Here is a 15,955-nt window from a genome sequence, read left to right on the forward strand (position 1 = left end):
GCGCCGCACGGCGCCGCGGCTCAGACCCTGGTCGCGCGGACCAGCAGGTACTCCCACGTCATCGTGCCGTCGTCGCGCAGGTGCCGGTCGCCGAGGTCGGCGAGCGCCTCGTCGAGCTGCGCCGCGCGGGCGTCGTCGTCCCCGAGATGGCGGTACGTCGCGATGGTCGGCCCGTAGGTCGCCTTGAAGAAGTCGCGGAACGCGGCGCCGTCGGCGAACCGGTCCACGACGAGCCCGCGCACCTCGGCCCGGACGTCGGCGACGCGGTCACCGAGGAGCGTCCGCACGTGCTCCTCCGTGCCCCACAGCGGCGGCGCCGACGCACCGGGCGGGGGCGGGGGCGCATACGGCTTGAGAGTCGCGAACATCTCGCCGATGAACCCGCCGGGCGTCCACGCGATGTTCCCGAGGGTGCCGCCCGGCCGCGTGACCCGGGCGAGCTCGCCTGCGGCGAGCTCGTGGAAGGGCGCGAACATGACACCCACGCAGGACAGGGTGACGTCGAACGCGCCGTCGCCGAAGGGCAGCGCGTGCGCGTCGGCCGTCTCCCAGCGCAGGGTGACGCCGAGGTCGGCGGCCCGCCGTCGTCCGGCGTCGAGCAGCGCGGGGGAGAGGTCCGAGGCGACGACGTCGGCCCCCGCCAGGGCTGCCGGGATCGAGGCGTTGCCGGAACCGGCGCCGACGTCGAGCACGTGGTCGCCGCGACCGACGTCGCACGCCTCGACGAGGACGGCGCCCAGGGACGGGATGACCTGGTCGGCGACCGCCGGGTAGTCGCCCGACTCCCAGACGGCGCGGTGCTTCGTGCGGACCGCGTCGAGCAGCTCGGCGGGGGCGGTCCCGGGTTCGGTGATGCTCATGAGGGTCTCCTTCGGTGCGGGGCTCTTCTGCCTTCCTTCCACGGTGCGTGCGGCGTCGCCTCGCATCCAGTGCCAGATCTGGACCGGGCGAAGTCCTGGATCTGTACTGGCGGCGCCGCGTCCGGCGGGCGTTCACTGGGGGGATGGCGGGCTACGGCCAGTTCTGCCCCGTGGCGAAGGCGATGGAGGTGCTCGACGAGCGCTGGACGCTCCTCGTCGTGCGCGAGCTGCTGCTGGGCAGCACCCGGTTCAACGAGCTGCGGCGCGGCAACCCGAAGATGTCACCGACGCTGCTCGCCAAGCGCCTGCGCACCCTGGAGCGGGCGGGCGTCGTGCGGCGCACCGGTGACGAAGGGCACGCCCGCTACGTGCTCACCCCGGCCGGCGAGGAGCTGCGCCCGGTGGTGGAGGCGCTCGGCGCGTGGGGCACGCGGTGGGTCGGGGGCCTCGGCGAGGCCGACCTCGACCCGCACCTGCTGCTGTGGGACATGCGGCGCACCATCGACGTCGCCGCGTGGCCCCGCGAGCGCACGGTGGTCGCGTTCGCCCTCACCGACGTCGCCCCGCGCGTGTCGCGGTGGTGGATCGTCGTGCGGGACGGGCAGGTCGAGGTGTGCGACTACGACCCTGGCTACGACACCGCGGTGGTGGTGACGACGCCGCTGCGCACGCTGACCCGCCTGTGGCGCGGCGACGTCACCTGGGACGGCGCGCTGCGAGCGCGGGACGTCGTGCTCGACGGCCCGGAGGCGGTGCGCCGCCAGGTGCCGCGATGGCTGGGGCAGTCAGTGTTCGCCGGCGTGCCGCGACCGGGACGGGCAGCCGCCGACGCCTGACCCGGCCGCGGCCGTCGCCCCGCGACCTTCGACGCACCCTCCTCGACGCGCTACCTTCGCAGCCATGATGAGGCCACGGGTCCAGGACACGATCTCGTGGCGCCGACCCCGGCGGCGGCGCCTCGGGGCGCGGGCGGGCGCCGGGGCGGCCGTGGGCCTGGTGAGCGCCGCCGTCGACCTCGCTGTGTCGGTCGCGGGCGGCACGGGCGGGGTGTCCGACCTCTCCCGCCTCGGCACCGACGCACCCCGCGTGCCCCGCGACCCCGCGCAGCCCGTCGCCGACCTCCCGTGCATCGTCGTCGGAGGCACCGCGCCGTGGGCGCCCGCCTCCTGGGCGGGCCGTCCGCACCTGTGGGCGACCGCCGGCCGGTTCCGGGTCGAGCTCCCGGCACCCCGTGGCGAGGTCGTCCTGGACCCCGCCGCACTCTCGCTGCGCTCGCTCGTCGTCGCGCCCGGGCAGCACGGCGCGACGACGCTCGACACCCGCTGCGACGCCACGGTCGTCGGTCCGGACCTCGAGATCGTCGTGCAGGGGACGTGGCTGGCGATCGCCTGGCTCGGCCACCTCGCCGGCTGGCCGGACCCCGGCGTGCCGCAGGCCGACGCAGGGGGCACCGGGCGCCTTACGGACACGTGACGGACCGGTCGTCCGTCCAGGTGGCGGCTCCGCGAGGTGGGACGCTGAGGGCATGAGCAGCACCACGCCCGGGGAGCCCGGGCCGGCGGCCACGCCCGAGCCGCGACGACGGGACGGGTGGTGGTCCGCCCTCGCGGGCGTCGTCGCGACGGGTGCGGGGCTCGCGGTCGCGGAGCTGGCGGCGGCGGTCGTCGACCCGGCGTCGAGCCCGGTCGTCGCCGCGGGCGGGGCCGTGGTCGACGGCGTCCCCGGCTGGCTCAAGGACCTCGCGGTCTCGTGGTTCGGGACCGCCGACAAGGCCGTGCTGCTCGCCACGATGGGTGTCGTCGCGCTGGCGGGCGCCGCGCTCGTGGGCGTCCTCGAACGGCGTCGCCCGCCGTGGGGCGCCGTGCTGCTGGGTGCCGTCTGCGCGGCCGCGGCGATCGTCGCCGCGCGCCGCCCCGGCGCGGGCATCGCCTGGGCCTTGCCCAGCCTCGTCGGCGGCGTGGTCGCGATCGCGCTCCTGAGCGCGCTGCTGCGCCGCGTCGAGGAGTGGTTCGCCGCGGACGAGCGCCCCGGCGGCGAGCACCGCGCGGCGATGGACCGGCGCCGCTTCCTGCAGTGGACCGGCATCACGGCCGCCGGAGCCGTCGTCGCGCTGGGCGCCTCGCGCGTCGTCTCGGCCGGGGGCCGGGCGGTGCAGGCCGCGCGCGAGGCGATCCGGCTGCCGCGACCCGCGACCACGGCACCGCCCGTGCCCGCCGGAGCGGACCTCCGCGTCGCGGGCCTCACCCCGTACGTGACCCCGAACCCGGAGTTCTACCGCATCGACACGGCCCTGATCGTGCCGCAGGTGGACCCGGGGGACTGGACGCTGTCGGTGACCGGTCTCGTCGACGAGCCGTTCACCCTCACCTGGGACGACCTGCTCGCCCTGCCGCTCGAGGAGCACGACGTCACCCTGACCTGCGTCTCGAACGAGGTGGGCGGCTCCCTGATCGGCAACGCCCGCTGGCTCGGCTACCCCGTGCGGGAGCTGCTGGCTCGCGCGAGGCCGCAGGCCGGGGCGGACATGGTGCTCTCGCGCAGCACGGACGGGTTCACCGCCGGCACGCCGCTGGAGGTGCTGCGTGAGGAGGGCCGGCAGAGCCTGCTCGCGGTCGGCATGAACGGCGAGCCGCTGCCGCCCGAGCACGGCTTTCCCGCGCGGCTGGTGGTGCCGGGCCTGTACGGGTACGTGTCGGCGACCAAGTGGGTCACCGAGCTCAAGGTCACGACCTTCGCCGCGGACCAGGGCTACTGGACGCCGCGCGGCTGGTCGGCGCTCGGACCGATCAAGCTGTCGTCGCGCATCGACGTGCCCCGTCCCGGCGACGACCTGCCCGCAGGCACCGTGACCCTCGCCGGGGTCGCGTGGGCGCAGCACACCGGGATCGCGCGCGTCGAGGTGCGGGTGGACGACGGCGCGTGGACGGAGGCGGAGCTCGCGGACACCGTCGGCCCGGACACGTGGCGCCAGTGGCGCCACGACTGGCACGCGACGCCCGGCGAACACGTCGTCGCCGTGCGCGCGACCGACGCCGACGGGAACGTGCAGGTCGAGACCGAGGCTCCGCCGGCGCCCGACGGTGCGTCCGGCTGGCACACCATCCCGGTGACGATCGCCTGACCGGGTCTCAGCGCCGGCCGTGCGCCCACGACCGTCCCGACCAACGCGACGAGTGCGTGGGTGCCAGGCTTGCGCGCCTGGCTACGATGGAGGCACAGGCGTCGACCCGGCCATCACCGGCGAGCCTCCGGAAGAACGGAGCGGACCCCGCTCTCAGTAGAACCGGACGGGTAGGCCCGTCACAGCCGTGAACGAGCGGCGGGCGCCGTGCCGGGGTCTCGGCAGGGTGTCCGCAAGCGGGGTGGTACCGCGGTTCCTGCGCCCTTCGGGGCGGGGCGTCGTCCTCGCACGGCAGCAGCACGACCGTCTCGACCGCCGACCCGTACCACCCGCCCGCCCGTTCTCCCAGGAGCCCACCCATGGCCTATCCGCAGCACCGTTCGTCCGCCCCCGACCAGCCGTCGGCACAGCAGGGCGCCGCGTTCGGCATCGCCGGCGTCCCCGCGTCCCCGGACCTGCCGGCGATCGAGCGCGAGGTCCTGGAGTTCTGGGCGGGGGACGACACGTTCCGTGCGTCGGTCGCGAAGAACGCGGCGGGCGAGAACGGCAGCAACGAGTTCGTCTTCTACGACGGGCCGCCGTTCGCCAACGGCCTGCCGCACTACGGCCACCTGCTCACCGGCTACGCGAAGGACGTCGTCCCGCGCTACCAGACCATGCGCGGCAAGCACGTGGAGCGCCGGTTCGGCTGGGACACCCACGGCCTGCCCGCCGAGCTCGAGGCCATGAGCCAGCTCGGCATCAAGACGAAGGACGAGATCCTCGAGCTGGGCATCGAGAAGTTCAACGCGGCGTGCCGCGCGTCCGTGCTGAAGTACACGTCCGAGTGGCGCGACTACGTCACCCGCCAGGCGCGCTGGGTCGACTTCGACCACGACTACAAGACGCTCAACGTCACGTACATGGAGTCGGTGCTGTGGGGCTTCAAGAAGCTCTACGACGCGGGCCTGGTGTACGAGGACTTCCGCGTGCTGCCCTACTGCTGGAACGACCAGACGCCGCTGTCCAACCACGAGCTGCGCATGGACGACGACGTCTACCAGACGCGCCAGGACCCGGCCGTGACCGTCGGCTTCGACGTCGCGACCGTCCCGGCCGGCCAGGACGTCGTGCGGCCCGGGGACAAGCTCCTCATCTGGACCACCACGCCGTGGACGCTGCCCTCCAACCTGCTCGTCATGGTCGGGCCGGACATCGAGTACGCCGTCGTCGAGTCGTCCTTCACCGGCACGTCGCAGCGGTACGTGATCGCCGCGGCACGCGTGGACGCGTACTCGCGCGAGCTCACCGACGAGGGCGAGGAGGCGCCGCGCGTGGTCGGGCACCTGCTCGGCCGCGACCTGCTCCAGACCTCCTACGTGCCGCCGTTCTCCTACTACGAGGGCCGCGAGCGGGCTCACCGCGTGGTGGAGGCCGACTTTGTGACGACGACGGACGGCACCGGCCTGGTGCACAGCGCCGGCGCGTTCGGCGAGGACGACAAGGTCGTGTGCGACCGCGAGGGCGTCGCGTCCGTCATGCCCGTGGGCGCGGACGGCAAGTTCACGCACCCGGTCGAGGAGTACGCGGGCCTGCAGGTCTTCGACGCGAACCTGCCGATCATCGACCACCTCAAGGCCCGCACCCGGGGCGAGGCCGACGCCGGCTCCACCACGACCGGCACGGTGCTGCTGCGCCGCGAGTCCTACGCGCACTCCTACCCGCACTGCTGGCGCTGCCGGCAGCCGCTGATGTACATGGGCGTGTCGTCGTGGTTCGTCGAGGTCACCAAGATCAAGGAGCGCATGCTCGAGCTCAACGAGGAGATCTCGTGGACGCCCGAGCACATCCAGCACGGCCAGTTCGGCAAGTGGCTGGAGAACGCGCGCGACTGGTCGATCACGCGCAACCGGTTCTGGGGCTCGCCCGTGCCGGTCTGGAAGAGCGACGACCCGGCGCACCCCCGGCTCGACGTCTACGGGTCGCTGGAGGAGATCGAGCGCGACTTCGGCCGCCTCCCGCTCAACGCGGACGGCGAGCCGGACCTGCACCGCCCGTTCGTCGACGACCTCACGCGGCCCAACCCCGACGACCCGACCGGGAAGTCCACGATGCGCCGCGTCGAGGACGTCATGGACGTGTGGGTCGACTCGGGCTCCATGCCGTACGCCCAGGTGCACTACCCGTTCGAGAACGCGGACTGGTTCGAGCACCACTACCCGGGCGACTTCATCGTCGAGTACATCGGGCAGACCCGTGGCTGGTTCTACACGCTGCACGTGCTCGCCACGGCCCTGTTCGACCGGCCGGCGTTCCGCAGCGCCGTCTCGCACGGCATCGTGCTGGGTTCCGACGGCCGCAAGATGAGCAAGTCGCTGCGGAACTACCCGGACGTGTCCGAGGTCTTCGACCGCGACGGCTCCGACGCCATGCGCTGGTTCCTCATGGCCAGCCCGATCCTGCGCGGCGGCAACCTCGTCGTCACGGAGGAGGGCATCCGCGACGCCGTGCGCCAGGTGCTGCTGCCGCTGTGGAGCACCTACTACTTCTTCACCCTCTACGCGAACAGCGCCGCGGACGGTCAGGGCTACACGGCGAAGCCCATCACGGCGGAGCGGGTCGCGGGTCTGCCCGCGCTCGACCGGTACCTGCTGGCGCGCACGCACGACCTCGTCGCCACCGTGACGTCGCAGCTCGACGCCTACGACATCTCCGGCGCGTGCGAGTCGGTGCGCGAGCACCTGGACGTCCTCACCAACTGGTACGTGCGCACCCAGCGCGACCGCTTCTGGGCCGAGGACGCCGACGCGTTCGACACGCTGTACACCGCCCTCGAGACCCTGACCCGGGTCATGGCCCCGCTCGCGCCCCTGCTCACCGAGGAGGTCTGGCGGGGGCTCACGGGCGGCCGGTCCGTGCACCTCGCGGACTGGCCCGCGTCGTCGGGCGAGGCAGGCGGCGCGATCGAGCCCGCCCTCGTGCGCGACGACGAGCTGGTCGCCGCGATGGACGAGGTGCGCGCCGTCGTGTCCAGCGCGCTCGCGCTGCGCAAGGCGCACCAGCTGCGGGTGCGCCAGCCGCTGGCCCGCCTCACGGTCGCCGTGCCGGACCCTGCGGCGCTCGCGGACTACGTCGGCCTGCTGACCTCGGAGCTCAACGTCAAGGCGGTCGACCTCGTCGAGGCCGACGCCGACGCGTCCGAGCGGTTCGGCATCACCGAGCGCCTCGCCGTGAACGCCCGGGCGGCCGGCCCACGCCTCGGCCGCGGTGTCCAGTCGGTCATCAAGGCCGCGAAGTCCGGGGCGTGGCGGCGTGACGACGACGGCACGGTGGTCGTGACCACCGAGTCCGGCGACGAGCCGCTCCTCGAGGCGGAGTACGAGCTGACGACCGTCGTCGCCGAGGGCGCGGGCGGCGAGGTCGCGGCGAGCGTGCTGCCCGGCGGCGGGTTCGTCGTCCTCGACCTCGCGCTGGACGACGCGCTGCGCGCCGAGGGGTATGCGCGCGACGTCATCCGTGACGTCCAGGACGCCCGGAAGGCCGCGGGCCTCGAGGTGAGCGACCGCATCGCGCTGGAGCTCGCCGTCCCGGCCGAGCACGTCCCCGCGGTGGAGCGGCACCGCGAGCTCATCGCCCGCGAGACGCTCGCCCTCGACGTCGCGGTGGCCGCAGGCGACGGCGAGCGCACGGTGCGCGTCAGCAAGCGGGAGACTCCGGCCGGCTGAACCTGCTGGCGGTCTGTGCGCCGCGCTCGCGCCGTGCCCTGCGCGAGGTCGAGGTTCCCTCCGACCTCGCGCAGGGCACGCGTCCGCGCGCCTGGGACAACGCGGCGGGCTAGCCTGAGGACAGCCCGGCGCGCCGGCGCCGGCGCCCCGCGAGGAGCCCCCCGCCATGGACGCGACACCCGCCCCCGACGCCCGCCCCCCGTTCGTGCCGCCGCGCTGGTTCGTGCGCTCGGCGTGGGCGTTCCAGCGTGCCGGCTACCGGCTGACCGGCGGGCGGTGGCCGCTGCGCCGGCCGACCCCCGGCGGCAGGTTCGGCATGCTGCGCCTGCGCGTCGTCGGGCGTCGCTCCGGGCAGGAACGGGCCGTGATCCTCGGCTACGTGGAGGACGACGGCCGGTACGTCACCCTGGCGATGAACGGGTGGGGGGACCCGCCGCCCGCGTGGTGGCTCAACCTGCGCGCGCACCCCGACGCCGAGGTCGACACGGTCGACGGCGCGCGGCCCGTCCGGGCGACGGCGGCGCAGGGGCCGGAGCGCGACCGGCTGTGGGCCCTCGTCGGGAGCCACCGGGGCTGGGGCGACGTCGACCGGTTCGCGGCTCACCGGGCCGGCGAGACGCCGGTCGTCGTGCTCGCGCCGCGCTGACCCCGGTCCCACGGGGGAGGAGCGCCGGCCTGCACCGCCTATCCTCGGACCGTGACCTCTGACCTGACCCCCGACGCTGAGCACCAGTCCTCGTCCGCCGCGCGCAAGGCCCGTGCGGCCGAGCGCCAGGCCGCCCGCCAGGCGGCCGACGACGCCGTCGCCGCCGAGTCGTTGCGCGAGGTCTACGCCGAGATCATGTCCCGCGCGCCGGAGCACGACATCGACCCGACGCTCGCGCGCGTCCAGCGGGTGCTCGAGCTGCTGGGCGACCCGCAGCACGCCTTCCGCGCGATCCACCTCACCGGCACCAACGGCAAGTCGTCGACGGCGCGCATGACCGAGCGCCTCGTGCGCGAGCACGGGCTGCGCACGGGGTTGTTCACATCGCCCCACCTGACCAGCGTCACCGAGCGCATCCAGGTCGACGGCGAGCCGCTCAGCGCCGCCCGCTTCGTCGAGGTGTGGGAGGACGTCGCTCCCTACATCGGCGTGGTGGACCGCGAGTCGCAGGAGGCCGGCGGCCCTCGCCTGAGCTTCTTCGAGGTGCTCACCGTGATGGCGGTCGCCGCCTTCGCGGACGCCCCCGTGGACGTCGCCGTGATCGAGGTCGGCATGGGCGGGCGCTGGGACTCCACCAACGTCGTGGACGGGGAGGTCGCCGTGCTCACCCCCGTCGGCCTCGACCACGAGCGCTGGCTCGGCTCGACGCTCGCGGAGATCGCGACGGAGAAGTCCGGGATCATCAAGGACGGTGCCACGGTGGTGAGCGCCGAGCAGGAGCCCGTGGTCGCGGAGATCCTGCGCGAGCGCGCGGCGGCGGTCTCCGCGCACCTGCTGCGCGAGGGCCTGGAGCTGGAGGTCGCCGGGCGGCGGGTGGCGGTCGGCGGTCAGCTCGTGGACCTCCGGACCCCCGCTGGGCTCTACACCGAGGTGCTCGTCCCGCTGCACGGCGTGCACCAGGCCCACAACGCGCTGCTGGCGCTGGCCGCGGTCGAGGCGTTCCTCGGCGGGCGCGCCCTCGACGGCGGCGTGGTCGAGGTCGCGTTCGCGGACGTCGTCGTGCCGGGGCGTCTCGAGGTGCTGCGCTCCAGCCCGACCGTCCTGGTCGACGCGGCGCACAACCCGCACGGTGCGCAGGCGCTCGTCGACGCGCTCGACGAGGAGTTCGACCTGCCGCACCTGGTCGGCGTGGTCGCCGTCATGGCGGACAAGGACGTGGAGGGCCTGCTGGCCACCCTCGAGCCCGCGCTCACCGAGCTGGTGCTGACCCGCAACTCCTCGGACCGCTCCGCGGACCCCGAGGACCTGGCGGAGGTCGCCCGCGAGATCTTCGGCGAGGACCGCGTCCGCACCACGGCCCGCCTCGACGAGGCGCTGCAGGTCGCGGCGGACCTCGCCGAGAGCGGCGACCGCGTCGGCGTCGGCACGGGGCGCGGCGTCCTGGTCACGGGTTCGGTCATCACCGTCGCGGACGCGCGGATCCTGCTCGGCCGGGGCTGAGGACCCCCGCGCCACCCCCTGCACCACGTCGCCGGGGCGGGGGGCCGGGACGCTGCGGGTCGCCGCCGCCGGGTGTTGGATGGGGGCAGGCCGCCTCGGTGCTGGGCAGGCCGGGAGCCGAGGAGGCAGGACATGAAGAAGCTGCTCGACGACCCCGCGGACGCGGTCACCGACTCGCTCGCGGGGTTCGCCCTGGCGCACGCCGACCTCGTCGACGTGCACACGGAGCCCGTCTACGTGTCGCGGGCCGGCGGAACCGTGGCCGGCAAGGTCGGGCTGGTCAGCGGCGGCGGCTCCGGCCACGAGCCGCTGCACGCCGGGTTCGTCGGCGACGGGATGCTCGACGCCGCCGTCCCGGGCGCGGTGTTCACCTCACCCACGCCGGACCAGATCGTCCCCGCGATCCTGGGCGCCGACGCCGGCGCGGGGGTCGTCGCCGTCGTGAAGAACTACACCGGTGACGTGCTCAACTTCGAGACCGCGGTGGAGCTCGTCGAGGCCGAGGGGTCGCAGGTGACGACGATCCTCGTGAACGACGACGTCGCGGTCGAGGACTCCCTGTACACCGCCGGCCGCCGCGGCGTGGCCGGCACCGTGTGCGTCGAGAAGATCGCGGGCGCGGCCGCGGCGCGCGGCGACGACCTCGGCGCGGTCACCGAGGTCGCGGGCCGCGTGGTGGCGAACGTGCGGAGCATGGGGGTGGCCCTCAGCGCCTGCACGGTGCCGCACGTGGGCAAGGCGTCCTTCGACCTGCCCGACGACGAGGTCGAGATCGGCATCGGCATCCACGGGGAGCCGGGCCGCCACCGCATTCCCTTCGCCGGCGCCACCGAGATCACCCGCCGGCTGCTCGACCCGGTCGTCGAGGACCTGCGGCTGGCGGACGGTGACGACGTCCTCCTGTTCGTCAACGGGATGGGCGGCACGCCGCTGTCGGAGCTCTACGTCGTCTATGGTCGAGCGCGCGGGCTGCTCGAGGAGCGCGGCGTCACCGTCTCCCGGTCGCTCGTGGGCAACTACGTGACGTCGCTGGAGATGCAGGGCGCGTCCATCACGGTGCTGCGGCTGGACGACGAGCTGCGGGAGCTGTGGGACGCGCCGGTGCGCACGGCGGCGTTGCACTGGTGACGGGCGCCGACGAGCGTCCCGAGGCGAGGAGGCGTGCGGGGATGGGGCTCGACGTGGCTTGGGCGGAGCGTTGGGTGCGGCGCACCGCCGACGTCGTGGCAGGGGCGAAGGACGAGCTCACCGAGCTCGACCGGCAGATCGGGGACGGCGACCACGGGGAGAACCTGAACCGCGGGTTCCAGGCGGTCGTCGCCAAGCTCGACGAGCCGGGCACCGCGGAGCGCACGGACGTCGGTGACGTGCTCATGCTGGTGGCCACCACGCTGATGTCCAAGGTCGGCGGCGCGTCGGGACCCCTGTACGGGACGGCGTTCCTGCGGGCCGCGAAGCGCTCCGCCCGCCCGAGCGTGGACGAGTCGGGCGTGGTCGTCCTGCTCGAGGCGGCGCTCGAGGGCGTGACGTCGCGCGGCAAGGCCCAGGTCGGGGAGAAGACGATGGTCGACGCGCTCGCGCCGGCGGTCGAGGCGGCCACCGTAGCCGCGGACGCCGGGCAGGACCCGGTCGGGGTGCTGCGTGCCGCCGCGGACGCGGCCGACGCCGGGGCGCTCGCGACGGTGCCGCTCGTGGCCACCAAGGGCCGTGCGTCCTACCTGGGCGAGCGCAGCGCGGGACACCAGGACCCGGGTGCCCGCTCGACGGCGCTGCTGCTGCGTGCGGCGCTGGACGCGGCGCTCGACGGCGTGGACGGCGCGGGGGCGGACCCGGAATGACCGTCGGGCTGCTGCTGGTCTCCCACTCCGCGCGGCTCGCCGAGGGGGCGGCCGAGCTGGCCCGCGAGATGGCCCCCGACGTCGTCGTGGCGTGCGGGGCGGGGGACGGCGAGGGCGGTCTGGGCACGTCCCTGGAGGTCGTGCAGGAGGCGCTCGCGACCGTGCTGCCGGGCGCCGACGGTGTCGTGGTGCTGGCCGACCTCGGCTCGGCCGTGCTCACCGTCGAGACGGCGCTGGAGCTGGACGACGACCTGGCCGGCCGGGTGCGCCTGGCCGACGCGCCGTTCGTCGAGGGAGCCGTGGCGGCGGCGGTGGCGGCGCAGCAGGACGGCAGCGTCGAGGCGGTGCTCGCGGCCGCGGAGGAGGCGGGCGCGCCAGCCGTGCCTGCCGTGCCCGCCGTGCCAGCTGTGCCTGCCGCCGGCGACGTCGCACCGGCCCCGGCCGAGCCCGCCGACCTGGTGACGGCGCGCGTCGCCGTCCGCAACCCGCTGGGCCTGCACGCCCGTCCCGCGGCGGTGGTGGCCCGCGCGGCAGCCGCGTTCGGCGGCCCGGTCACCGTGCAGGGCGTGGACGCGACGAGCGTCCTGCAGCTCATGGCGCTCGGGACGACGGCCGGGACCGAGGTCGAGGTGACCGCCCGCGGCGCCGACGCGCAGGAGGCGGTCGCCACCGTGGCCGGGCTCATCGAGGGTGGCTTCGGCGAGGTGTGAGGACGATCACCAGGCATTGCACTTGGTGCAATGTTGCAGCGGGTGCATCATTATCCGGTGACTCCTCCCACCGGTGACCTCGGACTGCGCGAGCGCAAGAAGCGCGCGCGCACGGACGCGATCGTCGACGCCGCCCAGCGCCTCGTGCTCGAGCGTGGGCTCGACGCGGTGACCGTGGAGGAGATCGCCGAGGCGGCCGAGATCTCGCCGCGCACGTTCTTCAACTACTTCGAGTCGAAGGACGACGCCGTGCTCGGCCAGGGCTCGTTCGAGCTGGGCGCCCAGGTCCGCGAGGCCTTCGCGGCCGGCGGCCCCGACGGGCGCCTGACCGCGGACCTCGAGGTGCTCGTCCGGTCGATGCTCGACGCCTTCGCCGGACCGGGGAAGCACCAGGGAGAGCAGATGCTGGAGATCCTCCAGCGCGAGCCCCGCCTGCTCGGCCGGCACTTCGCCTGGTTCGAACGCCACAAGGCCCAGGTGGTCGCGCTGTTCGAGCGGCGGCACCAGGCCGTCCCCCTGCCCGCCGACCCGGAGATGTGCGCCATGGTCGTCTTCGTCGTCACCCGCGCGGCCATGGACGACTGGGTCCGCACCGACCACACGGGCGAGGTCGGCGACCGCGTGCCGCACGTCCTCGCCCGGCTCGCCGCGATCCTCACGGCCTGACCCCGGCCACGCCCCACGACCTCCCCCCAGCTCCGTCACTACCCGGCGCCCCGCGCGCCACCGATCCGAGGTGTCCCATGAGCCATGCCGCTCCTACCGCGCCGGACAAGCCGCTCGTCGTCCTGACGCAGCGCACCGTCTGGCTGATCTTCGGCGCCCTGATGGCGTCGATGTTCCTGTCCTCCCTCGACCAGACGATCGTCGGCACCGCGATGCCCACGATCGTCGGTGAGCTCAACGGCGTCGAGCACCAGGGGTGGGTCATCACGGCCTACATCCTCGCCGTCGCCATCGGCATGCCGCTGTACGGCAAGTTCGGCGACCTGTACGGGCGGCGCTGGCCGTTCCTCGTCGCGATCGGCCTGTTCACGCTCGCGTCCGCCGGCGCCGGTTTCGCGCAGAACATGCCCGAGCTCGTCCTCTGGCGCGCCGTGCAGGGCCTCGGCGGCGGCGGTCTGATGATCCTGTCGCAGTCGATCATCGCCGACATCGTGCCCGCCTCCGAGCGCGGCAAGTACATGGGGCCGCTGGGTGCCCTCTTCGGCATCTCCGCGGTGCTCGGCCCGCTCCTGGGGGGCTGGCTCACCGAGGGTCCGGGCTGGCGCTGGACGTTCTGGCTGAACATCCCCATCGGCATCATCGCCTTCGCCATCGCGTGGTTCTCGCTCAAGCTGCCGTCGCACCGCTCCTCGCGACCCGTGGACTGGGCCGGCATCGTCACGATGGCGGTCGCCACGACCGGGATCGTGCTCGTCACGAGCTGGAAGTCGCTCTCGTCGAAGGGCTACGACTGGAGCGACTGGCGCCTGTCGGGCCTCGTCGTCGTGACCCTGCTGGCCGTCGCGGCCTTCATCGTGGTGGAGACGCGGGTCGCGGAGCCGCTCATCCCGCTGCGCCTGTTCAAGAACCGCACGTTCACCATCACCACGCTCATCGGCCTGGTGCTCGGCATGGGCATGTTCTCGGCCATGGCGCTGCTCCCGTCGTTCCTGCAGATGTCGACCGGTGCGGGCGTGACCGAGTCCGGCTGGCTGATGCTCCCGATGATGGCCGGCATGATGCTGACCTCGATCGCGTCCGGCATCGCCATCTCGAAGACCGGGCGCTACAAGGTGTTCCCGGTGGCGGGTCTGGCCATCGTCGGGCTCGCGATGGTGTGGCTGACCACCCTGTCGGGGGACATGTCCATGTGGCTGTTCGGGGCGATGATCTTCGCGCTCGGCGCCGGCATGGGCCTCGTCATGCAGACGATCATCCTTGCGGTGCAGAACGCCGTGGACCCGCGCGAGCTCGGGACCGCGACGTCGGCGAACAACTTCTTCCGCGAGATCGGTGCGGCCGTCGGTTCCGCGCTGTTCACGACCATCTTCACCTCGCGCCTCACGGACAACCTCACGGACGTCTTCGCGGGGGCGCCTGCCGGGGCGGCGGGCTCGGGCGAGGCCGGGCTCACCCCGGCGCTCGTGCAGAGCCTGCCCGAGCCCTTCAAGTCGGGCGTCATCAACGCGTACGCAGACGCCCTGGCGCCGTCGTTCTGGTACCTCCTGCCTCTCATCGTGCTGGGCCTGGTGCTCGCGATCTTCCTGCCGGTGATCAAGCTCTCCGACGTCGCCGGCATGGTGGCGCGCGGCGAGGCGGTGACCGACCCCGCCAAGGCCGTCGCGGCAGGCGGCGTGGGCGGGGACCTGGCCGGTGACGTGGTCGTGGACGAGGTCGGGATCGCGGGCGACGCGGCAGCGGCGGAGGCCGGCTCCGGTCCCGACGGTCCCGCGACCCGCGAGCGCGCGGATATCGTGGGGTCGTGAGCAAGGACGACCGCCCCCGCCCGGGGGACCGCATCAAGCCCCGCAAGCCCGCCAAGGTGCAGTTCACGTCGATGATGCTGCAGCTGGAGGCGTTCGTGGTGCTGTTCGCGGGCGTGGCCCTCTACGGGTTGCGCAACTCCGGATACGAGCGCGGACCGCTGGTCATCGAGTCGCCGGTGGCGCTGTGGACCGTCGTCGGCCTGCTCTTCGTGGTGCTGCTGGTGATGTCCCGCATGGTCGGCACGCCGCTGGGGTACTACGCGGGGTCGGTCGTGCAGGTCCCGGTGCTGGCGACGGGGCTCCTGCTGCCGATGATGTTCGTCGTCGGCGTGGTGTTCGTCGCCATGTGGGTCGTGGCGCTGCGCCTCGGCGGTCGCATCGACCGTGAGCGCGCGGACTACGACGCCCAGCACCCGGAGACCGCGCCCAACCTCTGACGCCTTCGAGACGGGGCCTGTCTCGTCGTCCGACCGGGCGGCGCGACAGGCCCCGTCCTGGCAGGAGGGGGAGGCGACGGCGGACGGATCCGGTCGGAGCCGGACGGAGCACCGGGTGGGCGCCGATAGGCTTGGCGCATGACCGACGTCGCAGAAACCCTGCCCGCCGAGCCCGCCGCCCCCCAGCTCGAGCGCACGCTCGTGCTCGTCAAGCCCGACGGCGTCCGCCGCGGCCTGTCCGGCGAGGTGCTGCGGCGCATCGAGGCGAAGGGCTACACCCTCGCCGCGGTGGAGCTCAAGCAGGCGACGCCCGAGCTGCTCGCCGCGCACTACGCGGAGCACGAGGGCAAGCCGTTCTACCAGCCGCTCGTCGACTTCATGCTCTCCGGCCCGACGCTCGCCGTCGTCGCCGAGGGCCAGGGCGTCATCCCCGGGTTCCGTTCCCTCGCCGGGGCCACCAACCCCACCGAGGCCGCGCCCGGCACGATCCGCGGCGACCTGGGCCGCGACTGGGGCCTGAAGGTGCAGCAGAACCTGGTGCACGGCTCCGACTCGCCCGAGTCGGCCGCCCGCGAGATCGGGCTCTGGTTCCCGGCTCTCTGAACCACCGACCGGCCCTGCCGGTGCATCGAGCGTGCTGACTTGGTCCTCAAACCACCGGTTTGAGG

At 73.9% G+C, this 15,955-nt stretch carries 14 protein-coding genes; 13 read left to right on the top strand and 1 reads right to left on the bottom strand.

Annotated features, from left to right (window positions below):
• Positions 1 to 20: 20 nt before the first annotated feature.
• Entirely contained in the window at positions 21 to 860 is an 840-nt protein-coding gene (locus tag ACWGKI_RS07925) for a class I SAM-dependent methyltransferase (RefSeq protein ID WP_452186060.1), read from the bottom strand.
• Between the two features lie 143 nt (positions 861 to 1,003).
• Here ACWGKI_RS07925 and ACWGKI_RS07930 point away from each other — a divergent pair, with 143 nt between their 5' ends.
• The 13 genes from ACWGKI_RS07930 (at position 1,004) to ndk (ending at position 15,890) form a co-directional block, all read left to right on the top strand.
• Positions 1,004 to 1,696 carry a winged helix-turn-helix transcriptional regulator gene (locus ACWGKI_RS07930; RefSeq protein WP_380245119.1) on the top strand — a complete coding sequence of 231 codons (693 nt, stop codon included), beginning with the start codon at positions 1,004 to 1,006 and terminating at the stop codon, positions 1,694 to 1,696.
• 64 nt (positions 1,697 to 1,760) lie between these two features.
• Positions 1,761 to 2,333 (top strand): hypothetical protein, encoded by a 573-nt coding sequence (locus tag ACWGKI_RS07935; protein WP_452186063.1) that lies wholly within the window; start codon positions 1,761 to 1,763, stop codon positions 2,331 to 2,333.
• Between the two features lie 52 nt (positions 2,334 to 2,385).
• Positions 2,386 to 3,981, top strand: coding sequence for a molybdopterin-dependent oxidoreductase (locus ACWGKI_RS07940; protein ID WP_452186065.1), 1,596 nt, complete (start codon positions 2,386 to 2,388; stop codon positions 3,979 to 3,981).
• A 359-nt stretch (positions 3,982 to 4,340) separates the two neighbouring features.
• A complete protein-coding gene (gene ileS / locus ACWGKI_RS07945) occupies positions 4,341 to 7,685 on the top strand; it encodes an isoleucine--tRNA ligase (RefSeq protein WP_452186067.1) in 3,345 nt (1,114 codons plus the stop codon).
• 166 nt (positions 7,686 to 7,851) lie between these two features.
• Entirely contained in the window at positions 7,852 to 8,331 is a 480-nt protein-coding gene (locus tag ACWGKI_RS07950; protein ID WP_380245145.1) for a nitroreductase/quinone reductase family protein, read from the top strand.
• Between the two features lie 51 nt (positions 8,332 to 8,382).
• A complete protein-coding gene (locus ACWGKI_RS07955) occupies positions 8,383 to 9,831 on the top strand; it encodes a bifunctional folylpolyglutamate synthase/dihydrofolate synthase (RefSeq protein WP_452186069.1) in 1,449 nt (482 codons plus the stop codon).
• A 132-nt stretch (positions 9,832 to 9,963) separates the two neighbouring features.
• The gene (dhaK, locus tag ACWGKI_RS07960) at positions 9,964 to 10,959 is read left to right on the top strand and encodes a dihydroxyacetone kinase subunit DhaK (protein ID WP_380245143.1); all 996 of its coding nucleotides are present in this window, start codon (positions 9,964 to 9,966) and stop codon (positions 10,957 to 10,959) included.
• A 41-nt stretch (positions 10,960 to 11,000) separates the two neighbouring features.
• The gene (gene dhaL, locus ACWGKI_RS07965; RefSeq protein ID WP_452186071.1) at positions 11,001 to 11,669 is read left to right on the top strand and encodes a dihydroxyacetone kinase subunit DhaL; all 669 of its coding nucleotides are present in this window, start codon (positions 11,001 to 11,003) and stop codon (positions 11,667 to 11,669) included.
• Complete coding sequence (gene dhaM, locus ACWGKI_RS07970; RefSeq protein WP_452186073.1) at positions 11,666 to 12,379, top strand: dihydroxyacetone kinase phosphoryl donor subunit DhaM; 714 nt, start codon at positions 11,666 to 11,668, stop codon at positions 12,377 to 12,379. The genes dhaL and dhaM overlap by 4 nt, the downstream gene beginning before the upstream one ends.
• Before the next feature lie 57 nt (positions 12,380 to 12,436).
• Complete coding sequence (locus ACWGKI_RS07975) at positions 12,437 to 13,045, top strand: TetR/AcrR family transcriptional regulator (protein ID WP_452186075.1); 609 nt, start codon at positions 12,437 to 12,439, stop codon at positions 13,043 to 13,045.
• 77 nt (positions 13,046 to 13,122) lie between these two features.
• The gene (locus ACWGKI_RS07980; RefSeq protein ID WP_452186077.1) at positions 13,123 to 14,850 is read left to right on the top strand and encodes an MDR family MFS transporter; all 1,728 of its coding nucleotides are present in this window, start codon (positions 13,123 to 13,125) and stop codon (positions 14,848 to 14,850) included.
• Positions 14,847 to 15,287, top strand: coding sequence for a DUF4233 domain-containing protein (locus ACWGKI_RS07985; protein ID WP_380245138.1), 441 nt, complete (start codon positions 14,847 to 14,849; stop codon positions 15,285 to 15,287). Before ACWGKI_RS07980 ends, ACWGKI_RS07985 begins: the two co-directional genes overlap by 4 nt.
• A gap of 138 nt (positions 15,288 to 15,425) precedes the next feature.
• The gene (ndk, locus tag ACWGKI_RS07990) at positions 15,426 to 15,890 is read left to right on the top strand and encodes a nucleoside-diphosphate kinase (protein ID WP_452186079.1); all 465 of its coding nucleotides are present in this window, start codon (positions 15,426 to 15,428) and stop codon (positions 15,888 to 15,890) included.
• The last annotated feature ends 65 nt before the right edge of the window (positions 15,891 to 15,955 follow it).

Source organism: Isoptericola sp. NPDC055881, assembly GCF_053615895.1.

Coding starts and splice junctions, on each gene's coding strand:
- ACWGKI_RS07925 (WP_452186060.1), bottom strand. CDS start 860: ATGAGCATCACCGAACCCGGGACCGCCCCCGCCGAGCTGCTCGACGCG.
- ACWGKI_RS07930 (WP_380245119.1), top strand. CDS start 1,004: ATGGCGGGCTACGGCCAGTTCTGCCCCGTGGCGAAGGCGATGGAGGTG.
- ACWGKI_RS07935 (WP_452186063.1), top strand. CDS start 1,761: ATGATGAGGCCACGGGTCCAGGACACGATCTCGTGGCGCCGACCCCGG.
- ACWGKI_RS07940 (WP_452186065.1), top strand. CDS start 2,386: ATGAGCAGCACCACGCCCGGGGAGCCCGGGCCGGCGGCCACGCCCGAG.
- ileS (WP_452186067.1), top strand. CDS start 4,341: ATGGCCTATCCGCAGCACCGTTCGTCCGCCCCCGACCAGCCGTCGGCA.
- ACWGKI_RS07950 (WP_380245145.1), top strand. CDS start 7,852: ATGGACGCGACACCCGCCCCCGACGCCCGCCCCCCGTTCGTGCCGCCG.
- dhaK (WP_380245143.1), top strand. CDS start 9,964: ATGAAGAAGCTGCTCGACGACCCCGCGGACGCGGTCACCGACTCGCTC.
- dhaL (WP_452186071.1), top strand. CDS start 11,001: ATGGGGCTCGACGTGGCTTGGGCGGAGCGTTGGGTGCGGCGCACCGCC.
- dhaM (WP_452186073.1), top strand. CDS start 11,666: ATGACCGTCGGGCTGCTGCTGGTCTCCCACTCCGCGCGGCTCGCCGAG.
- ACWGKI_RS07980 (WP_452186077.1), top strand. CDS start 13,123: ATGAGCCATGCCGCTCCTACCGCGCCGGACAAGCCGCTCGTCGTCCTG.
- ndk (WP_452186079.1), top strand. CDS start 15,426: ATGACCGACGTCGCAGAAACCCTGCCCGCCGAGCCCGCCGCCCCCCAG.